This is a genomic window from Streptomyces sp. NPDC052012 (assembly GCF_040689265.1).
GTDB lineage: Bacteria > Actinomycetota > Actinomycetes > Streptomycetales > Streptomycetaceae > Streptomyces.
Window position 1 is genome coordinate 24128 of sequence record NZ_JBFAXA010000040.1, and the last position, 16225, is coordinate 40352.

At 71.1% G+C, this 16225-nt stretch carries 21 protein-coding genes; 17 read left to right on the forward strand and 4 right to left on the reverse strand.

The window, feature by feature from the left end; translation table 11 throughout:
• Nucleotides 1-35 precede the first annotated feature (35 nt).
• Complete coding sequence (locus AB0412_RS34840) at nt 36-959, reverse strand: ABC transporter ATP-binding protein (RefSeq protein WP_366406626.1); 924 nt, start codon at nt 957-959, stop codon at nt 36-38.
• Nucleotides 960-990: 31 nt separating this feature from the next.
• A complete protein-coding gene (locus AB0412_RS34845; RefSeq protein ID WP_366406627.1) occupies nt 991-1803 on the reverse strand; it encodes an AAC(3) family N-acetyltransferase in 813 nt (270 codons plus the stop codon).
• 161 nt (nt 1804-1964) lie between these two features.
• On the opposite strand from AB0412_RS34845, the gene AB0412_RS34850 reads away from it, so the two are divergent.
• From AB0412_RS34850 to AB0412_RS34895, 10 genes are all read left to right on the forward strand, one after another.
• Nucleotides 1965-2696, forward strand: coding sequence for a metalloregulator ArsR/SmtB family transcription factor (locus tag AB0412_RS34850; protein WP_366406628.1), 732 nt, complete (start codon nt 1965-1967; stop codon nt 2694-2696).
• The gene (gene sufB, locus AB0412_RS34855; protein ID WP_260826420.1) at nt 2693-4114 is read left to right on the forward strand and encodes a Fe-S cluster assembly protein SufB; all 1422 of its coding nucleotides are present in this window, start codon (nt 2693-2695) and stop codon (nt 4112-4114) included. Before AB0412_RS34850 ends, sufB begins: the two co-directional genes overlap by 4 nt.
• 58 nt (nt 4115-4172) lie before the next feature.
• Nucleotides 4173-5357, forward strand: a complete 1185-nt coding sequence (gene sufD, locus AB0412_RS34860) for a Fe-S cluster assembly protein SufD (protein WP_366406629.1) — start codon at nt 4173-4175, stop codon at nt 5355-5357.
• A complete protein-coding gene (locus AB0412_RS34865) occupies nt 5354-5671 on the forward strand; it encodes a non-heme iron oxygenase ferredoxin subunit (protein ID WP_260826422.1) in 318 nt (105 codons plus the stop codon). Before sufD ends, AB0412_RS34865 begins: the two co-directional genes overlap by 4 nt.
• A 7-nt stretch (nt 5672-5678) precedes the next feature.
• A complete protein-coding gene (sufC, locus tag AB0412_RS34870; RefSeq protein WP_366406630.1) occupies nt 5679-6443 on the forward strand; it encodes a Fe-S cluster assembly ATPase SufC in 765 nt (254 codons plus the stop codon).
• A complete protein-coding gene (locus AB0412_RS34875) occupies nt 6440-7696 on the forward strand; it encodes a cysteine desulfurase (RefSeq protein WP_366406631.1) in 1257 nt (418 codons plus the stop codon). The genes sufC and AB0412_RS34875 overlap by 4 nt, the downstream gene beginning before the upstream one ends.
• A gap of 11 nt (nt 7697-7707) precedes the next feature.
• On the forward strand, nt 7708-8172 hold the full coding sequence (gene sufU / locus AB0412_RS34880) for a Fe-S cluster assembly sulfur transfer protein SufU (RefSeq protein WP_366406632.1): 465 nt from the start codon (nt 7708-7710) through the stop codon (nt 8170-8172).
• Entirely contained in the window at nt 8169-8501 is a 333-nt protein-coding gene (locus tag AB0412_RS34885; RefSeq protein WP_073942328.1) for a metal-sulfur cluster assembly factor, read from the forward strand. Before sufU ends, AB0412_RS34885 begins: the two co-directional genes overlap by 4 nt.
• Nucleotides 8502-8604: 103 nt before the next feature.
• Entirely contained in the window at nt 8605-8925 is a 321-nt protein-coding gene (locus AB0412_RS34890) for a multidrug efflux SMR transporter (protein WP_366406633.1), read from the forward strand.
• On the forward strand, nt 8925-9491 hold the full coding sequence (locus AB0412_RS34895; RefSeq protein ID WP_366406634.1) for a TetR family transcriptional regulator: 567 nt from the start codon (nt 8925-8927) through the stop codon (nt 9489-9491). Before AB0412_RS34890 ends, AB0412_RS34895 begins: the two co-directional genes overlap by 1 nt.
• Here the strand turns inward: AB0412_RS34895 and AB0412_RS34900 are convergent.
• The gene (locus AB0412_RS34900; RefSeq protein WP_366406635.1) at nt 9463-10383 is read right to left on the reverse strand and encodes a winged helix-turn-helix transcriptional regulator; all 921 of its coding nucleotides are present in this window, start codon (nt 10381-10383) and stop codon (nt 9463-9465) included. The genes AB0412_RS34895 and AB0412_RS34900 overlap by 29 nt on opposite strands.
• A gap of 140 nt (nt 10384-10523) precedes the next feature.
• On the opposite strand from AB0412_RS34900, the gene AB0412_RS34905 reads away from it, so the two are divergent.
• The 3 genes from AB0412_RS34905 (at nt 10524) to AB0412_RS34915 (ending at nt 13176) form a co-directional block, all read left to right on the forward strand.
• The gene (locus AB0412_RS34905; RefSeq protein ID WP_366406636.1) at nt 10524-11804 is read left to right on the forward strand and encodes an MFS transporter; all 1281 of its coding nucleotides are present in this window, start codon (nt 10524-10526) and stop codon (nt 11802-11804) included.
• 53 nt (nt 11805-11857) lie between these two features.
• The gene (gene dapD / locus AB0412_RS34910) at nt 11858-12847 is read left to right on the forward strand and encodes a 2,3,4,5-tetrahydropyridine-2,6-dicarboxylate N-succinyltransferase (RefSeq protein ID WP_366406637.1); all 990 of its coding nucleotides are present in this window, start codon (nt 11858-11860) and stop codon (nt 12845-12847) included.
• 104 nt (nt 12848-12951) lie between these two features.
• A complete protein-coding gene (locus tag AB0412_RS34915; protein ID WP_366406638.1) occupies nt 12952-13176 on the forward strand; it encodes a hypothetical protein in 225 nt (74 codons plus the stop codon).
• An 82-nt stretch (nt 13177-13258) separates the two neighbouring features.
• On the opposite strand, the gene dapA is transcribed toward AB0412_RS34915, so the two are convergent.
• Nucleotides 13259-14140, reverse strand: coding sequence for a 4-hydroxy-tetrahydrodipicolinate synthase (gene dapA / locus AB0412_RS34920; RefSeq protein WP_366406639.1), 882 nt, complete (start codon nt 14138-14140; stop codon nt 13259-13261).
• Nucleotides 14141-14314: 174 nt separating this feature from the next.
• Here dapA and AB0412_RS34925 point away from each other — a divergent pair, with 174 nt between their 5' ends.
• Genes AB0412_RS34925 through AB0412_RS34940 form a run of 4 tightly spaced genes read left to right on the forward strand, consistent with a single transcriptional unit; the run spans nt 14315 to nt 16035 of the window.
• A complete protein-coding gene (locus tag AB0412_RS34925; RefSeq protein WP_366406640.1) occupies nt 14315-14461 on the forward strand; it encodes a hypothetical protein in 147 nt (48 codons plus the stop codon).
• The gene (locus AB0412_RS34930) at nt 14458-15195 is read left to right on the forward strand and encodes a hypothetical protein (RefSeq protein WP_366406641.1); all 738 of its coding nucleotides are present in this window, start codon (nt 14458-14460) and stop codon (nt 15193-15195) included. Before AB0412_RS34925 ends, AB0412_RS34930 begins: the two co-directional genes overlap by 4 nt.
• 52 nt (nt 15196-15247) lie before the next feature.
• Nucleotides 15248-15664, forward strand: a complete 417-nt coding sequence (locus AB0412_RS34935) for a phage holin family protein (protein WP_366406642.1) — start codon at nt 15248-15250, stop codon at nt 15662-15664.
• The gene (locus AB0412_RS34940) at nt 15661-16035 is read left to right on the forward strand and encodes a DUF3618 domain-containing protein (protein WP_366406643.1); all 375 of its coding nucleotides are present in this window, start codon (nt 15661-15663) and stop codon (nt 16033-16035) included. Before AB0412_RS34935 ends, AB0412_RS34940 begins: the two co-directional genes overlap by 4 nt.
• Nucleotides 16036-16225 lie beyond the last annotated feature (190 nt).

Consider the following 16225-nt stretch of genomic DNA (forward strand, 5'->3'; position numbering starts at 1 on the left):
GCCCGGCTTCGGCGCGTAGGTGCCGGGGGTGGTGGTCACGAGCGCAGCTCCTTGCCGGTGAGCTCCAGGAAGACGTCCTCCAGGGTGTGCCGCTCCACCGAGATGCTGTCCGGCATCACCCCGTGCTGGGCGCACCAGGACGTCACGGTGGCCAGCAGCTGAGGGTCGACCTTGCCGACCACGCGGTACGAGCCCGGGGTCAGCTCGGCGGCCGAGGAGTCCGGGGGGAGGGCCTTGAGCAGCGAGGCCACGTCGAGCCCCGGGCGGCCGGTGAAGCGCAGGGTGTTCTCGGCGCCGCCCTTGCACAGCTCCTCGGGCGATCCCTGGGCTATCACCCGCCCGGCGTCGATGATCGCGACGTCGTCGGCGAGCTGCTCGGCCTCGTCCATGTAGTGGGTGGTGAGGATCACGGAGACGCCGTCGGCGCGCAGGTCCCGTACGAGGTCCCAGGTGGCGCGGCGGGCCTGCGGGTCGAGGCCGGCGGTCGGCTCGTCCAGGAACACCAGTTCCGGGCGGCCCACCACGGCCATGGCCAGCGCGAGCCGCTGCTGCTGTCCGCCGGAGAGCCGCCGGTACGTCGTGCGCCCGCAGGAGCCGAGCCCCAGCCGCTCGATCAGCGTGTCCACGTCCAGCGGATGCGCGTGCAGCCTTGCGACGTGCCGGAGCATCTCGTCCGCGCGGGCACCGGAGTACACGCCGCCGGACTGGAGCATCACGCCGATCCGGGGCCGCAGCGCCGCCGACTGGCGCACCGGGTCGAGGCCCAGGACGCGGACCGTGCCGGAGTCCGGCCTCCGGTACCCCTCGCAGGTCTCGACCGTGGTCGTCTTGCCCGCCCCGTTGGGGCCGAGCACGGCGGTCACGCCCTGCCGGGCCACCAGGTCGAGGCCGTCCACCGCGGTCTTGGGGCCGTACCGCTTCACCAGGGCCTGGACCTGGACCACGGGCTCACTTCGCATGGGTCACGAGTCTAGGTACGCGACCGGGGGCTCAGACCGGCGGGTTCAGGAACTCCTCCTCACGGGGCCGGTGCGTGCTCAGCCACCGCTGTGCGTAGGCCACCGCGTCCGCCAGCGGAAACAGCCGTGCGCCGGCCGCCCCGGCCGTGCCGCGTACGACGGGCCGGTCCCGTTCGAAGTCGTGCCCGAGTTCGTCGAACCGCTCGGAGGTGATCGACACCTCGGTCACGACCTCCCACCCCTTCGGCCCCGGGCGGCCCACCTCGACGAGCGGGGCCGGGATCCGGTACTCGGCCAGATGGAAGGCGGTGCAGGAGTCGTACCCGACCCCGAGCAGCAGCACCCGCGCGCCCAGCCGCTCCAGCTTCGCCAGCGGGCTGCGCTCACCGAGCCGGCAGTCGGCCGCGTGTCCGGCGACGATCTCCGCCGCCGCCGGGCCGAGGGCCGCGAACGAGGTGTGGGGGTGGCCGCTGCGCCGTGCGCCCGGCCAGGTGCGGACGGTCTCCGGGATCACGCCGACTCCGCGCGTGGGGGTCGTGGCCGGGTCGTAGACGGGCATGGTGGCCCGGATGGTCTCCCACCACTCCTCCGGCACCGGCGGACGGCGCCACAGGGCCGGGTCCGTCAGGTCGCCGGACTGGGTGGGCACCACCAGCGTGCTGTCCGGGCCGAGGGCGTCGAGCAGCGCCCGCACCACGGTGACCGGGCCGCCGTTGACCCAGCCCAGAGAGCTGAGCGAGGAGTGCACGAGGAGGGTCTCGCCGGGTCGCACCCCGAGCTCGCGCAGCTGTGCGGCGAGGCTGTCGCGGGTGACAAGAGGGCCGGTCGGAGGCGGTGTCGGCATGCCTCGGGAGTGTTCCGGAAGCGGCGCACAGGCGCCACCGATTTGATCGATCAAAGATCGTTTCCGCAGGTCGGATTAGGTTTGCCTAAGTGACGCAGCGCACCATGAGGGTGATCCGGCGCGGCTTGCCCGGCTCTGATGAATTACGCAACAATGGCGTTGTGAAAAACGTTGGCGAGGCTTCCCACGAGGAACTGGCGACTGGTGAGCGGTCCACCCGCAACCGGGTCGCCCGTTCCATCCTGGACCACGGCCCGTCGACCGTGGCCGAGCTCGCGGAGCGGCTGGGACTCACCCAGGCGGCCGTACGCCGGCATCTCGACGCCCTGTCCGGCGACGGCGTGGTGGAGGCCCGCGAGCGGCGCGTCTACGGCGCGCGCACGCGCGGGCGCCCGGCGAAGGTCTTCGCCCTCACCGACTGCGGGCGGGACGCCTTCGACCAGTCGTACGACAAGCTGGCCGTGGACGCCCTGCGCTGGATCGGTGAGCAGGAGGGCGGCAGCGAGGCGATCGCCGCCTTCGCCCGCGCCCGGATCGCCGCCCAGGCGGACGCCTACCGCAAGGCGGTGCAGGCCGCGGCGCCCGAGGAGCGGACGGAAGCCCTGGCGAAAGCCCTCAGCGCGGACGGGTACGCTGCCACCGCGCGCAGCGCACCGGTCGGCGAGCAGCTGTGCCAGCACCACTGCCCGGTCGCCCACGCCGCCGAGCAGTTTCCGCAACTGTGCGAGGCCGAGACGGAATTTTTCGCCGAGCTCCTCGGTACGCACGTACAGCGGCTGGCGACCATCGCCCACGGCGACGGCGTCTGCACGACGTTTATCCCGAAGACTTCCAAGACTTCACACGCCACAGAGAACGTATCTGCAAGCACGGCCGGGAGGAACCCCGCATGACTCTCCCCACGGAGACTGCCCACCCTGAGCTCGAGGGTCTGGGCAAGTACGAATACGGCTGGGCCGACCGGGACGAGGCCGGTGCGTCGGCGCGTCGCGGCCTGGGCGAGGACGTCGTCCGGGACATCTCCGCCAAGAAGGACGAGCCGGAGTGGATGACCAAGCTCCGTCTCAAGGGCCTGCGCCTGTTCGAGAAGAAGCCCATGCCGAACTGGGGCTCGGACCTGTCGGGCATCGACTTCGACAACATCAAGTACTTCGTGCGCTCCACGGAGAAGCAGGCGGAGTCCTGGGAGGACCTCCCCGAGGACATCAAGAACACCTACGACAAGCTGGGCATCCCCGAGGCCGAGAAGAAGCGCCTCGTCGCCGGTGTCGCCGCCCAGTACGAGTCGGAGGTCGTCTACCACCAGATCCGCGAGGACCTGGAGGAGCAGGGTGTCATCTTCCTCGACACCGACACCGCGCTGAAGGAGCACCCGGAGCTCTTCAAGGAGTACTTCGGCACGGTCATCCCGGCCGGTGACAACAAGTTCGCCGCGCTGAACACCGCCGTGTGGTCCGGCGGCTCCTTCATCTACGTGCCGAAGGGCGTGCACGTGGAGATCCCGCTCCAGGCCTACTTCCGGATCAACACCGAGAACATGGGCCAGTTCGAGCGGACCCTGATCATCGTCGACGAGGGTGCCTACGTGCACTACGTCGAGGGCTGCACCGCCCCGATCTACAAGTCGGACTCGCTGCACTCCGCGGTCGTCGAGATCATCGTCAAGAAGAACGCCCGCTGCCGCTACACGACCATCCAGAACTGGTCGAACAACGTCTACAACCTGGTCACCAAGCGCGCCGTGGCCTACGAGGGCGCGACCATGGAGTGGGTCGACGGCAACATCGGCTCCAAGGTGACGATGAAGTACCCGGCCGTCTACCTGATGGGCGAGCACGCCAAGGGCGAGACCCTGTCCATCGCCTTCGCGGGCGAGGGCCAGCACCAGGACGCGGGCGCCAAGATGGTCCACATGGCGCCGAACACGTCGTCCAACATCGTCTCCAAGTCGGTGGCGCGCGGCGGTGGCCGTACCTCGTACCGCGGTCTGATCGAGATCGGCGAGGGCGCCCCGGGCTCCAAGTCCAACGTGCTGTGCGACGCGCTGCTGGTGGACACCATCTCCCGCTCGGACACCTACCCCTACGTGGACGTCCGCGAGGACGACGTGTCCATGGGCCACGAGGCGACCGTCTCCAAGGTCTCCGAGGACCAGCTCTTCTACCTGATGAGCCGCGGCCTGTCCGAGGACGAGGCGATGGCGATGATCGTGCGCGGCTTCGTCGAGCCGATCGCCAAGGAGCTGCCGATGGAGTACGCCCTCGAGCTCAACCGGCTGATCGAGCTGCAGATGGAAGGCGCGGTCGGCTAAAGCACCACGCCGTTCCGTCAAGCCCCTTACGTAAAGGAAAGCGAGCACTACGACAGCCATGGCTGAGGCTCAGAACATCCCCGTGGGTTCCACCACCGCGGGCTCGATCGCGGTCGCCGCCGAGTCGACCGTCGCCACCCGGATGAGCGCGCCCCCCTCCTTCGACGTCGCGGACTTCCCCGTCCCGCACGGCCGCGAGGAGGAGTGGCGGTTCACCCCGCTGGAGCGCCTGCGCGGTCTGCACGACGGCACCGCCACCGCCACCGGCGAGGGCGTCAAGGTCGCCGTCGAGGCGCCCGAGGGCGTCATCGTCGAGACCGTCGGCCGCGACGACGCCCGGCTCGGCAAGGCCGGCACCCCGGTGGACCGGGTCGCCGCCCAGGCGTACTCCGCGTTCCAGCAGGCCTCGGTCGTGACCGTGCCCAAGGAGACCGTCCTCACCGAGCCGATCCGCATCGCGGTGCACGGCGAGGGCGGGGTCGCCTTCGGCCACCAGGTCATCGAGCTGGGTGCCTTCGCCGAGGCCGTCGTGGTCATCGACCACACCGGTGACGCGGTGCTCGCCGCCAACGTCGAGTACGTCCTCGGCGACGGCGCCAAGCTCACCGTGGTCTGTGTCCAGGACTGGGACGAGAAGGCCGTGCACGTGGCGCAGCACAACGCCCTCGTCGGCCGGGACGCCTCCTTCAAGTCCGTGGTCGTCACCTTCGGCGGCGATGTCGTACGGCTGCACCCGCGCGTGGCTTACGCGGGCACCGGCGGCGAGGCCGAGCTGTTCGGCCTGTACTTCACCGACGCCGGTCAGCACCAGGAGCACCGCCTCCTGGTCGACCACAACACCCCGCACTGCAAGTCGAACGTCGCCTACAAGGGCGCGCTCCAGGGCGACGACGCGCACGCCGTGTGGATCGGTGACGTGCTCATCGAGGCCAAGGCCGAGGGCACCGACACCTACGAGATGAACCGCAACCTCGTCCTCACCGACGGCGCGCGGGTCGACTCGGTCCCCAACCTGGAGATCGAGACCGGCGAGATCGTCGGCGCCGGGCACGCCTCCGCGACCGGCCGCTTCGACGACGAGCAGCTCTTCTACCTGATGGCCCGCGGCATCCCCGAGCACGAGGCCCGCCGGCTGGTGGTCCGCGGCTTCTTCGCCGAACTGGTCCAGCAGATCGGCGTCCCCGACATCGAGGAGCGCCTGATCGCCAAGATCGAGGAGGAGCTGGAGGCTTCGGTCGCATGACCTTCGTACGCGTCTGTGGACTGGGCGAGCTGGAGGAGGACACCCCGAAGCGGGTGGAACTCGACGGCACGCCGGTCTCCATCGTGCAGACCGAGGGCGAGGTGTTCGCGATCCACGACATCTGCTCGCACGCGAACGTCTCCCTCTCGGAGGGCGAGGTGGACGACTGCCACATCGAGTGCTGGCTGCACGGCTCGCGTTTCGACCTCCGTTCCGGCAAGCCCGACGCCCTCCCGGCGACGCGCCCCGTCCCCGTATACCCCGTAAAGATCGAAGGGGACGACGTGCTCGTCTCCCTCACCCAGGAGTCCTGAGGCACCCATGGCAACGCTTGAAATCCGAGACCTGCACGTCACCGTCGAGGCCGACAACGCCACGAAGGAGATCCTCAAGGGCGTCGACCTCACCGTGAAGCAGGGCGAGACGCACGCCATCATGGGCCCCAACGGCTCGGGCAAGTCGACCCTCGCCTACTCCCTCGCGGGTCACCCCAAGTACACGATCACCCAGGGCACCGTCACCCTCGACGGCGAGGACGTCCTGGAGATGTCCGTCGACGAGCGCGCCCGCGCCGGCCTGTTCCTCGCCATGCAGTACCCGGTCGAGGTCCCCGGCGTCTCGGTCTCCAACTTCCTGCGCACCTCCGCCACCGCCATCCGCGGCGAGGCCCCCAAGCTGCGCACCTGGGTGAAGGAGGTCAAGGAGGCCATGGAGCGCCTCAACATGGACCCCGCCTTCGCCGAGCGCAACGTCAACGAGGGCTTCTCCGGCGGTGAGAAGAAGCGCCACGAGATCCTCCAGCTCGAACTGCTCAAGCCGAAGATCGCGATCCTCGACGAGACCGACTCCGGCCTGGACGTCGACGCCCTGCGCGTCGTCTCCGAGGGCGTCAACCGCGTCCGCGAGACCGGCGAGGTCGGCACCCTGCTGATCACGCACTACACGCGCATCCTGCGCTACATCAAGCCCGACCACGTCCACGTGTTCGCGGCCGGCCGCATCGCCGAGTCCGGTGGCCCCGAGCTCGCCGACAAGCTGGAGGCCGAGGGCTACGAGGCATACACGAAGGGTGGCGCATCCGCGTGACACAGCTGCCGGGCCTCCTCGACACCGAGGCGATCCGTAAGGACTTCCCCGTCCTGGACCGCCAGGTCCACGACGGCAAGAAGCTCGTGTACCTGGACAACGCGGCGACCAGCCAGAAGCCGCGTCAGGTGCTGGACGCACTCAGTGAGTACTACGAGCGCTACAACGCCAACGTCCACCGCGGTGTGCATGTGCTCGCCGAGGAGGCCACGGCGCTGTACGAGGGTGCGCGCGACAAGGTCGCGGAGTTCATCAACGCGCCCTCGCGCGACGAGGTGATCTTCACCAAGAACGCCTCCGAGTCGCTCAACCTCGTGGCGAACATGCTCGGCTGGGCCGACGAGCCCTACCGGGTGGACTCCGAGACCGAGATCGTCATCACGGAGATGGAGCACCACTCCAACATCGTGCCGTGGCAGCTGCTCGCGCAGCGCACGGGCGCGAGGCTGAAGTGGTTCGGCCTCACCGACGACGGCCGCCTCGACCTGTCGAACATCGACGAGGTCATCACGGAGAAGACGAAGATCGTCTCCTTCGTGCTGGTGTCCAACATCCTGGGCACGCTCAACCCGGTCGAGGCGATCGTGCGCCGCGCCCAGGAGGTCGGCGCGCTGGTCTGCGTCGACGCCTCCCAGGCCGCCCCGCACATGCCGCTGGACGTGCAGGCGCTCCAGGCCGACTTCGTGGCCTTCACCGGCCACAAGATGTGCGGCCCGACCGGCATCGGCGTCCTGTGGGGCCGCCAGGAGCTGCTGGAGGACCTGCCCCCGTTCCTCGGCGGCGGCGAGATGATCGAGACCGTGTCGATGCACTCGTCGACGTACGCGCCCGCCCCGCACAAGTTCGAGGCGGGCACCCCGCCGATCGCCCAGGCGGTCGGTCTGGGCGCCGCGATCGACTACCTCCGGTCGATCGGCATGGACAAGATCCTCGCCCATGAGCACGCCCTCACCGAGTACGCCGTGAAGCGGCTCGCGGAGGTCCCCGACCTGCGCATCATCGGCCCGACCACGGCCGAGGACAGGGGAGCCGCGATCTCCTTCACCCTCGGCGACATCCACCCGCACGACGTGGGCCAGGTCCTCGACGAGCAGGGCATCGCCGTCCGGGTCGGCCACCACTGCGCCCGCCCGGTCTGCCTGCGGTACGGAATTCCTGCGACCACGCGAGCGTCGTTCTATCTGTACTCCACGCCGGCCGAGATCGACGCCCTGGTCGACGGCCTGGAGCACGTACGGAACTTCTTCGGATGAGGGGCTGAGGCGTGAAGCTGGACTCCATGTACCAGGACGTCATCCTGGACCACTACAAGAACCCGCACGGCCGGGGTCTTCGGGACGGCGACGCCGAGGTGCACCACGTCAACCCGACGTGCGGCGACGAGATCACGCTGCGCGTGAAGTACGACGGCTCGACGATCAGCGACGTCAGTTACGAGGGCCAGGGCTGCTCGATCAGCCAGGCCTCGGCCTCGGTGCTGAACGAGCTGCTGGTCGGCAAGGACCTGGCCGAGGCGCAGCGGATCCAGGAGACCTTCCTGGAGCTGATGCAGTCCAAGGGGAAGATCGAGCCCGACGACGCGATGGAGGAGATCCTGGAGGACGCGGTCGCGTTCGCCGGTGTCTCCAAGTACCCCGCGCGGGTCAAGTGCGCCCTCCTGAGCTGGATGGCGTGGAAGGACGCGACGGCCCAGGCGCTGGGCGCCGACGCCGAAAGGACAACGGCATGAGCGAGACCGTGGAGATGAAGCCGGCCTCGGAGGAGGAGCTCCGCGAGGCCCTGATGGACGTCGTCGACCCCGAGCTGGGCATCGACGTCGTCAACCTCGGCCTCATCTACGGCATCCACATCGACGACTCCAATGTGGCGACCGTCGACATGACCCTGACCTCGGCGGCCTGCCCGCTGACCGACGTCATCGAGGACCAGGCCAAGTCCGCCACGGACGGCCTGGTCAGCGAGCTGCGCATCAACTGGGTCTGGATGCCGCCGTGGGGCCCCGACAAGATCACGGACGATGGGCGCGAGCAGCTGCGGGCGCTGGGCTTCAACGTGTGACACAGCTTGTTCCTCTTGTTCCTCCGGGACGGCGGTACCTGCGGGTACCGCCGTCCCGCTGTTTCCGGTGCTCTCCAGGGCGCCGTTATGTACGCTCGTACACATGGGATATCTGCTCCTGGCCGGAGCCATCGCCGCCGAGGTCGGTGCCACCACCGCGATGAAGTACAGCGACGGTTTCAGCAGGCTGGTGCCCTCACTGCTGACGCTCCTCGGCTACGTCGTCTCCTTCGCCCTGCTCGCCCAGACCCTGCGGACGGTCTCCGTCGGCACGGCCTACGCGATCTGGGCCGGGGTCGGGACCGCCGCGATCGCCACCATCGGGATCCTGTTCCTGGGGGAGGGGCTCACCGTCGCGAAGGCCGCCGGGATCGCGCTGATCATCGTGGGTGTCGTCGTGCTGAACCTCGGGGGCGCGCACTGATGGCCGCGCCCCGCGCCCGGCGCTACGACCCCGAGCGGCGGCAGCGGATCATCGACGCCGCGATCCGGGTCGTGGGACGCAGCGGCATCGCGGGGCTGAGCCACCGCAGCGTCGCCGCCGAGGCCGATGTGCCGCTCGGCTCGACGACGTACCACTTCGCCACCCTCGACGAGCTGCTGGTCGCCGCGTTGCGTCAGGCGAACGAGGGCTTCGCCGAGGTGGTCGCCGCGCACGCGGGTCTGCGGGACCCGGGCAGCGACCTGGCGGCCGAACTCGCCGCCGCGATGGGCGCATGGCTCGGAGGCGAGCGCACCGGTGTCGAGCTCGAGTACGAGCTGTACCTGGCCGCCCTGCGCCGCCCCGCCCTGCGCCCGGTCGCCGCCGAGTGGTGTCAGGGCGTCACCGGACTGCTCTCCCACCGCACGGACCCGGTGACGGCCCGCGCCCTGGTCGCCCTGATGGACGGCATCTGCCTCCAGGTCCTGCTCACCGACACCCCCTACGACGAGGGCTACGCGCGGGAGATGCTGCGCCGGATCATTCCGGCCGGTCCTGCGATGCGCTGAGCCGGGCCTCCGGCGAGCTGAGCCGGCGCACCTCGTCGAGCGCCGCCGCGACGCTCCCGGCGATGTCCGTGACCGGGTACTGCACGTGCCGTACGACCCGCTCGCGGTCCACCACCAGCGTCAGCCGCTTGAGCCGGCTCACCCCCGCCGCGCGGAACGTCGGCAGCCGCAGCGCGGTGATCAACTCGAGATCGGCGTCGGACAGCAGCGGGAAGCCCAGCCCCTCCTTCTCGGCGAACGCCCGCTGCTCGTCGGCGCGTTGGGTGGACACACCGTGCACCGTGGCACCGGCGGCGGCGAACTCGGTGTGGCGGTCGCGGAAGGTGCAGGACTCCAGGGTGCAGCCGCGCGCGCCGGGGATGTCCGACCAGCCGGGCGGGTAGGCGTCGGCGCGGGCGTAGGCGCCGGGGAAGCAGTACAGGACGGTGCAAGGGGTGCCGGCGCCGACCGGGTCGCGCGGGGTGCCCTCGTGGTCGGTCAGCCGGAGCTCGGGGACGCGGGTGCCGAGCAGGGCGTGGACCCGGTGCGCCTCGGCGGACGCCTCCGCCGCCGTCGCCGTGGTCCCGCCGTCGCCCAGTACCCAGGCGTCGCCCCAGTCCTGAAGGGCCACCAGGACGGGCAGCAGGGCCCGGCCCCGCGGGGTGAGCCGGTACTCGTGACGTACCGGACGGTCCTGATAGGGCACGCGCGTGAGCACCTCCGCCTCCACGAGCAGCCGCAGCCGCTCCGTCAACACCTTGCGGGACAGGCCCAGTTCGCGCTGGAGCTCGTCAAAGCGGTGCACCCCGCGGGCGGTGTCCCGCACGATCAGCAGCGTCCACCAGTCGCCGACGACGTCCAGGGCCTGTGCGATGGCGCAGTCGGCGTCGCCCAGGCTCGTTCTGCGGGCCATGAGCCGCGTCCCTTCCCCTCGGGTCGGCCGTCCCGCTCGCCGGCGGCCGTTGACCCGAGGCTGCCATGCTGACATAGTCCGTTCCCAAAAGGAACTTACTCCGGGTGCGGGATTCCCGGGCGCGGGATCGGGGGGCGGACGTGGGTGGGCTGAGGGATGTGCCGCGCACGGTGTGGCTGCTGGCCGCGGGGACTTTCGTCAACAGTGTCGTGAGCGTCGGCTTCGCCTACCTCTTCCTCTACCTGACCGGCCCGCGCGGGCTCGGCACCGGTGAGGCGGGCCTGCTCAGCGGCATCGGCGGGGTCGGGCTGGTCGCGGGCAACTTCACCGGCGGCTGGTACGGGGACCGGTACGGACACCGGCGGGTGCTGCTGGCGGCCGCCGCCACCGCGGGGGTGCTGCTGGCCGCCGTGCCCCTGCTCCCGACGGCCGCCCTGTATCTCGCGCTGCCGCTCGCCGAGTACGCGGCCGGGGTGCAGCGTGCCGCCAACTCCGCGCTCGTCGCGGCCGTCGTGCCGGAGGGCGCCCGCCGCCAGGCGTACGCCCTGGTGCGCACCGCGGGCAACGGCGGCTTCGCCGTCGCCCCCGTGCTCGCCGCACTGGTCGCCACCAGGCTGTCGTACGACTGGCTCTACGTCGCCGAGGGCGTCGGCGGTCTCGCCTTCGCCTGGTGGACCGCACGCATGGTCCCGGCCCGTGCCGGCGGAGCTCCGCGGGCCTCGGGCGACCCGCGCCTCGGAGAACCGGAGGGACTCTGGCCGGCCCTGCGCGCCCGCCCGGCGGTGCTGGTGCTGCTCGCGGCGATCCTCGTCACGGATGTCGTCTACCGGCAGCAGTACTCGACCTTCCCGGTCTTCCTCGCCGACCACGGACTCGGCACCGAGGTGTACGGTGCCCTGCTCGCGATCAACGGCGGTGTGCTGCTGTGCCTGGAACTGCCCGCCGCGCTGGCCCTGCGCCGCCGCTCTCCCCTGCACATCGTGGGCACCGGGCTGCTCCTGGTGGCCGCCGGTTACGGCACGCTGCTGCTCGGGGCGGGCCTCGGCACCGCCGTCGCGATGATGGCCCTGCTCACCCTCGGCGAACTCCTGTACAAGACCCCCGCTACGGCCTACGTCGCCGACCAGGCTCCCGTGCACGTCCAGGGCCGCTTCCAGTCGCTGTACGCCGGCGTCTCCATCAGCGGCATGGTCCTGGCGGCACCGCTCGGGGGTGCGCTGTACGAGACGGCGCCGGGGATGCTGTGGCCGGTGGCCGCCGGGTTGGGGGCGGCGGCCGGGAGCGCGGTGCTGTGGGTGGGACGCTGGGGGCGTGCGGTGCGGAAGGAGAGAGACGGGAGGCCGGAGGGGGACCCTGCGGTGCGGGACGCGGTGCCCGCGGCAGCCCGGTGCGGCCGGCGGGACGTACCGCCCGGCACGTGAGACGCCCCCGTACCGGTTCGCACCCGCGGGCGGCGTCACGTTAGGTTGCCCTCATGACCGACACGACTGCTCAGAGCACCACCGGCGCAGTGGCCGCCGGCCTCGCCACCATCGCCGCCGACGGCACCGTTCTCGACACCTGGTTCCCCGCGCCCGAGCTGGTCGCCGAGCCCGGCCCCTCCGGCACCGAGCGGCTGTCCGCCGAGCGCGCCGCGGAACTCCTCGGCGGCGGCGCCACCGCGGCGACCGGCCCGGACGCCCGCCGCGGCGTCGAGGTCGTGGCGGTCCGCACGGTCATCTCCTCGCTCGACGAGAAGCCGGTCGACGCCCACGACGTCTACCTGCGCCTGCACCTGCTGTCGCACCGCCTGGTCAAGCCGCACGGCCAGAGCCTGGACGGCATCTTCGGCCACCTCGCGAACGTCGCCTGGACCTCGCTGGGCCCGGTCGCGGTGGACGACGTCGAGAAGGTCCGGCTGAACGCCCGCGCCGAGGGCCTGCACCTCCAGGTCACCTCGATCGACAAGTTCCCGCGCATGACGGACTACGTCGCCCCGAAGGGCGTCCGCATCGCCGACGCCGACCGGGTCCGGCTCGGTGCGCACCTCGCCGAGGGCACCACCGTCATGCACGAGGGCTTCGTCAACTTCAACGCCGGCACGCTCGGCACGTCGATGGTCGAGGGCCGCATCTCCGCCGGCGTCGTGGTGGGCGACGGCTCCGACATCGGCGGCGGCGCCTCCACGATGGGCACGCTGTCCGGCGGCGGCAACGTCATCATCTCCATCGGCGAGCGCTGCCTGATCGGCGCCGAGGCGGGCGTCGGCATCGCCCTGGGTGACGAGTGCGTCGTCGAGGCGGGCCTCTACATCACCGCCGGCACCCGCGTCACCATGCCCGACGGCCAGATCGTCAAGGCCCGCGAACTCTCCGGCGCCTCCAACATCCTCTTCCGCCGCAACTCGGTCACCGGCACGGTCGAGGCCCGCCCGAACAACGCGGTCTGGGGCGGGCTGAACGAGGTCCTGCACAACCACAACTGATCCCGTACGAGTTACCAGCCGTGACCTCGTGGTGGGGCGGTGCGATGAACAGGTGGACGCAGAGTCCGATCAGACGCCGAACCGACGAAACGAGGGTCCTGGGTATGAGGTACGAGCGGGCGAGGGTCGTGGCGCGTTGTCTGACCGGCGCGGTCATGGCGGCGCTGGTGTGCTGGCTGCCGGCCGGTGTCGCACACGCCGACGAGACCAACACGCAGGCGCACAACGGGCCCCGGATCGGGCTGGTCAACACCGGGCAGGTCGATGACCCGATGGAGGATGTGCTGGAGCACGTGCTGCTGATCGGGGACGGGTACGTCTGGAGTTGAGCGTTCGGGGGCGAGGGCCCGGGCCGGGGCGTGTTCCCGGCCCGGGCCCTCGTCGTGTGCGGGGTGGGACTCGGGGCTTCGCTCAGTGCGCCGGGGTCGTCTCCGCGTATGCCGCCAGCAGTTCGGTCACCGTCTCGCGGGCCGCCGGGCGGAGCGGGGGGCGGACCGGTCCTGCGGGGAGGCCGAGTTCCGTGAGGAGGGCCTTGGCGGTGACCGTGCCGGGCAGGCCGCTCGCCATCATCGCCTCGATGAGGGGGGTGACCTGCTGCTGGAGGCGGGCCGCCTTCGCGGTCTCGCCCGCGTCGAACGCGTCGAGGACCGCGCGCACGTGGGCCGGGATCACGTTCGCGAGCGTGCTGATGCAGCCGGTGGCGCCGACGGCGTACAGGGCCAGGTTGTGTTCGTCGCTGCCCGCGTAGTACGCGAGGTCCGTGCGGGCCATGACCTTCTGTGCGGCCAGGAAGTCGTACGAGCAGTCCTTGACCGACGTGATCCGCGGGTGTTCGGCCAGGCGGAGCAGGGTGTCCGGCTGGATGCGGGTGCCGGTGCGGGCCGGGATGTCGTAGAGCGTGAGGGGCAGGTCCGTGGCGTCGGCGATGTCGAGGAAATGCGCCTCGATCGCGTCCTGCGGGGGGCGGCTGTAGTACGGGGCGACCGCCAGGAGTCCGTCCGCGCCGGCCTTCGCGGCGGCGCGGGCCAGTTCGATGGTGTGGCGGGTGTCGGGGGTGCCCACGCCGGCGATGATGCGGCCCCGGGTGCCGATCGCTTCGCGGACCGCCGTGATCAGGGCCGCCTTCTCCTCGTCCGTGGTCGTGGGGGACTCGCCCGTCGTGCCGGAGAGGACGAGGCCGTCGCAGCCCTGGGTGATGAGGTGGTCGGCCAGGCGCTGGGCGCCGGGGAGGTCGAGGGCGCCGGTGGGGGTGAAGGGGGTGATCATGGCGCAGAGGGTGCGGGGTGGGGTCATGGCTGTAGTGTCGGCTGCATCATCGTGAAGCTCCACTTACATTTTGTGGATGATATGGGTAAGCAATGCTTACCGGCGGCGGCTGGAATTCTTCATGGCTTATGTCCAAACGGGGGACTTGTGCGTCACCATGGCCGGGACGGTCAACCGACGGCAGGTCCAAGCGGAGGCGTCATGAAGCTGGGCAAGGCACTGGCCACCGGGGTCGCGGAGGAGCGGCCGGTGGAGGCAGAGGCGGATCAGGACCCCAGGGTGCCCGAGGCCGAGGCGGCTCGCGAAGCCGGGCCGACCGTGCCTGAAGAGGTGCCGGTCGCGCGATGAGGCTGCGGCTTCCTGAGGAACGTCCCTCGGAGCCGCCGACCGGATTCAAGATCGCTCACCCGATGCTGTCGCAGGACGGCGGCAGCGCCGGGTTCACCGGTGTGTCGCTGGGCGGCGCGCTGCCGTACGGAGTGCTGGCCGACGCGGCGTGCGTCTACGGGCTGCGGCATCGGGTACCGCATCGCCGGTGCGACTGTGGCTTTCACTGCGTGCACGAACGGTCCGTGGCCGAGGGGTTGCTGTGCACGGCCGAGCATCGTGCGGCCGTGCTGCTCGAGGTCGCCGTGCTGGGCCGGTACATCCGGTTCGAGCGGGGGTTTCGGTATGCGCGGCAGCGAGTGCGGGCGGTGACGGTCGGGGTGTGCGGGCGCGGGTGCGGGGGGCCGGCTGTCGCGTTCGCCGATGCGGGGTGGGGGCGGGTCGGATGGCGGGCGTTGGCTCCTGTGTGTGCGGAGTGCGGGCGGGGGCGGGGGGTTGTTTCGTTCGGGGAGTTCGCTCGGCTGGCGGGGGGTGGGGTTCGCGTTGTGTCGGGGGGCGGTGCGGATGCCCGTCGTAGTGGCGGTGGCGGTGGCGGCTCCGGTGCCGTTTCCGGGGCGGGGGGCGGTGTCGGTTCGGCCTTCGGGGTTGCGGAGCTGGTTGCCGAGGCCGCCTTTCTGCAGGCTCGGCTCGACTGGTTCCAGGCGCAGCTCGCTCGGCTGGGGGAACGGGGGAGCGGCGGCTCCGGGCAGGGGTAGCGGTCGGCCGGTGGGGGTACTCGGGGTGCTCCCGACCGAGAGGAGGCACACCGTGACCGGGACCATCGACCAACGGCCGGTTCGCGACGAGCACAACGTGGGTGAGCTCGTGGGACAGGCCGCCGAACAGCTCTCGCGGCTGGTACGTCAGGAAGTCGCCCTCGCCAAGGAGGAACTGGCCGAGAAGGGTCGCCGTGCCGGGCGGGGCGGCGGGATGCTGGGGGCGGCGGGCGCGTTCGCCTACGCGGGGCTGCTCGCGGCCGCCGGAACGGGCGCGGCGGCGCTGTCGCTGGTCGTGCCGGTGTGGGCGGCGGCGCTGATCGTCACCGCGCTGCTGTTCGTGATCGCGGGCGTGCTGGCCATGGCCGGGCGCGGGCAGCTGAAGCGGGCCACGCCGCCGAAGCCTGAGCGGGCGCTGGGCAGCATGAAGGCCGATGTCGAGGAGATCAAGGGAAGGGCGCATCGATGACGACTCGGGACGCTGGAGCCGGGCGGGGGGCCAAGGGGCCGGACGAGCTGCGCCGGCAGATCGAGCAGACGCGGCATGACCTCGGTGACACGGTGGAGCAGTTGGCCGGGAAAATGGACGTCAAGGGGCGGGCCAAGGCTCGGGCGGACGACCTGCGGGACAAGGCCGGGGCGATGGGGGTGCAGCTGCGGAGCAGTGCGGCGCAGACGCCGAAACCGGTGGTGATCGCCGGGGTGGCGGCGGGGGCCGTCGTGGCCGCGGGGGTGGTGCTGCGGCGGCAGCACGGGAACGGGCACGTGCACGGGGCCGTGTATGGGCTCGGGCGCGGACGCCGTCATGGGCGGGGGCACGCGCACGGGTGGCTCCGCTGAGGCTGTCGGTGCGTGCCTGCGGGGCCGGTGGGGGTGCGCGTCTGATGCCTGCGGCGCCTGTGCGGGTCCGGTGGGGCTTGGGTAGCGCCTACGGGGGGTGGGTGAGTCGGGGCCGGGGCGGTGGTGTCCGTCCTCGGTCTGGCGCGGAATCGGTCACTCGAGAAGCGGTGGTGTTGACGCGCCAGCCGCT

Bases quoted from the DNA above. Each gene is read 5' to 3' on its own strand.
- AB0412_RS34840 (WP_366406626.1), bottom strand. From the start codon at position 959: ATGCGAAGTGAGCCCGTGGTCCAGGTCCAGGCCCTGGTGAAGCGGTAC.
- AB0412_RS34845 (WP_366406627.1), bottom strand. From the start codon at position 1,803: ATGCCGACACCGCCTCCGACCGGCCCTCTTGTCACCCGCGACAGCCTC.
- sufB (WP_260826420.1), top strand. From the start codon at position 2,693: ATGACTCTCCCCACGGAGACTGCCCACCCTGAGCTCGAGGGTCTGGGC.
- sufD (WP_366406629.1), top strand. From the start codon at position 4,173: ATGGCTGAGGCTCAGAACATCCCCGTGGGTTCCACCACCGCGGGCTCG.
- AB0412_RS34865 (WP_260826422.1), top strand. From the start codon at position 5,354: ATGACCTTCGTACGCGTCTGTGGACTGGGCGAGCTGGAGGAGGACACC.
- sufC (WP_366406630.1), top strand. From the start codon at position 5,679: ATGGCAACGCTTGAAATCCGAGACCTGCACGTCACCGTCGAGGCCGAC.
- AB0412_RS34885 (WP_073942328.1), top strand. From the start codon at position 8,169: ATGAGCGAGACCGTGGAGATGAAGCCGGCCTCGGAGGAGGAGCTCCGC.
- AB0412_RS34890 (WP_366406633.1), top strand. From the start codon at position 8,605: ATGGGATATCTGCTCCTGGCCGGAGCCATCGCCGCCGAGGTCGGTGCC.
- AB0412_RS34895 (WP_366406634.1), top strand. From the start codon at position 8,925: ATGGCCGCGCCCCGCGCCCGGCGCTACGACCCCGAGCGGCGGCAGCGG.
- AB0412_RS34900 (WP_366406635.1), bottom strand. From the start codon at position 10,383: ATGGCCCGCAGAACGAGCCTGGGCGACGCCGACTGCGCCATCGCACAG.
- dapD (WP_366406637.1), top strand. From the start codon at position 11,858: ATGACCGACACGACTGCTCAGAGCACCACCGGCGCAGTGGCCGCCGGC.
- AB0412_RS34915 (WP_366406638.1), top strand. From the start codon at position 12,952: ATGAGGTACGAGCGGGCGAGGGTCGTGGCGCGTTGTCTGACCGGCGCG.
- dapA (WP_366406639.1), bottom strand. From the start codon at position 14,140: ATGACCCCACCCCGCACCCTCTGCGCCATGATCACCCCCTTCACCCCC.
- AB0412_RS34925 (WP_366406640.1), top strand. From the start codon at position 14,315: ATGAAGCTGGGCAAGGCACTGGCCACCGGGGTCGCGGAGGAGCGGCCG.
- AB0412_RS34930 (WP_366406641.1), top strand. From the start codon at position 14,458: ATGAGGCTGCGGCTTCCTGAGGAACGTCCCTCGGAGCCGCCGACCGGA.
- AB0412_RS34940 (WP_366406643.1), top strand. From the start codon at position 15,661: ATGACGACTCGGGACGCTGGAGCCGGGCGGGGGGCCAAGGGGCCGGAC.